General features: G+C 59.0%; 2 protein-coding genes. Both read right to left on the bottom strand.

Annotation, left to right across the window (positions count from 1 at the left end; all coding sequences use genetic code 11):
- On the bottom strand, window positions 1–605 hold a 605-nt coding region (locus tag AQS70_RS10040; protein WP_162233894.1), incomplete at its 3' end, for an ATP-binding protein.
- A gap of 104 nt (window positions 606–709) precedes the next feature.
- Window positions 710–1415: VWA domain-containing protein (locus tag AQS70_RS10035; RefSeq protein WP_156355115.1), on the bottom strand; the 706-nt coding region annotated here is incomplete at its 5' end.

Genomic DNA, 1415 nt, shown 5'->3' with positions numbered 1-1415 from the left:
CGCTTGGCCGAATGCTGGCCCTGCACATCACTCAATTCGGGATACGGCCGGCTCACATGCAGTAGTCCACTGGCCACGTATGGCTCAATCACGGCGCGCCCGGCGAAATGGGCTACTACTTGCAGTAAGTGTTCAACCGCGATCACCTTCAAGCCCGACGCCAAGCACGCCTCTTCAGCGTTCGCCAACGGCACCACTAAAACTCGACCCGCCGCCCGTGCGGCCAACGCCGCAGGTAATACGCCCTGAACCGGACGAATCGCCCCCGACAACGCCAGCTCGCCCAAACACTCCACCTGCTCCAGCGCCTTAACGGGCAGTTGCCCGCTCCCGGCCAAAATGCCCAGTGCAATCGCCAAATCAAAACGCCCGCCGTCCTTGGGCAGGTCGGCGGGCGCCAGATTGAGCGTGATACGGCGCGCAGGAAATTCCAGGCTGGAATTGATGATCGCACTGCGTACCCGATCTTTACTTTCTTTGACGGCCGTTTCGGGCAAGCCAACCAGCGTCAGCGCAGGCAACCCATTGGCTAAGTGAGCTTCGACGGTAACCACAGGCGCCTCGACGCCCACCTGAGCACGGCTGTAAACGATGGCCAGAGACATGACTCACTCCTTGAGTTCGCAAAGCACGCATCCTGCGCGAATCGAGAGCCAAGGGTGGCGGAGGAATGGATACCGGATGTGTTGAAAACATCCGCTAACCTTCTTTAGTCACACTCCGATACCGCCTGCGTCGCCGCTTGCAGTGCATCGGCCAGATCACTGGCATTGCGGCTGGAATAAATGCTGCCGCCGGTGTTTTCAGCGATGCAATTGGACAGCGAACTGTCGCCGATATTGACCACATTGACGCGCAGGCGCGGCTGCTCAATGGCGATGTTCTGCGCCACTTTGCACACGTTTTGATCGCAGCCATCGTCGCCGTCGACGAACATCACAATCACTGCATCCCGATCCCGGCCATTAACCTTGCGCGCGGCTTTTCTCAGGCTGGCTGCCAACGGTGTGCCTTCGTTAGCGTGCAAACCCTGAATGCCAGCGACCAGTTGTGGCCGCTGAGCCGCCGTGAACACACCGTGGTCCGGTTGCTGAAAACACCCGGCGAAGGTCATCAGACGCGTATCAATGTCCGGGTGCAGATTGTTGATCATCCGTGACAACGACGCCTTGGCCACATCGAGACGGGTCTGCGGGCTGAAGATTTTGATCGTCCGTGGGTTGTCATCTTCCGGTGTGGGACGTGAGCCGAAGTACCAGTCCTCATCAGCTTTGGTCGCGTTGATGTTCAGGTTCATCGAGCCAGACGTGTCCAGGATCACCACAAATTCGGGCGGCAACTCTTTATGGCTCGGGGCTTTGACCCGGCAGCCGTAGCTGCTCGAATTCGGCCACAGGTTCATCGGCGGTAATCGC

Source organism: Pseudomonas endophytica (genome assembly GCF_001411475.1).
In the GTDB taxonomy this organism is placed as follows: domain Bacteria; phylum Pseudomonadota; class Gammaproteobacteria; order Pseudomonadales; family Pseudomonadaceae; genus Aquipseudomonas; species Aquipseudomonas endophytica.
The sequence above is the reverse complement of the archived record's forward strand: the minus strand, read 5'-3'. Positions and strand labels throughout refer to the sequence as shown.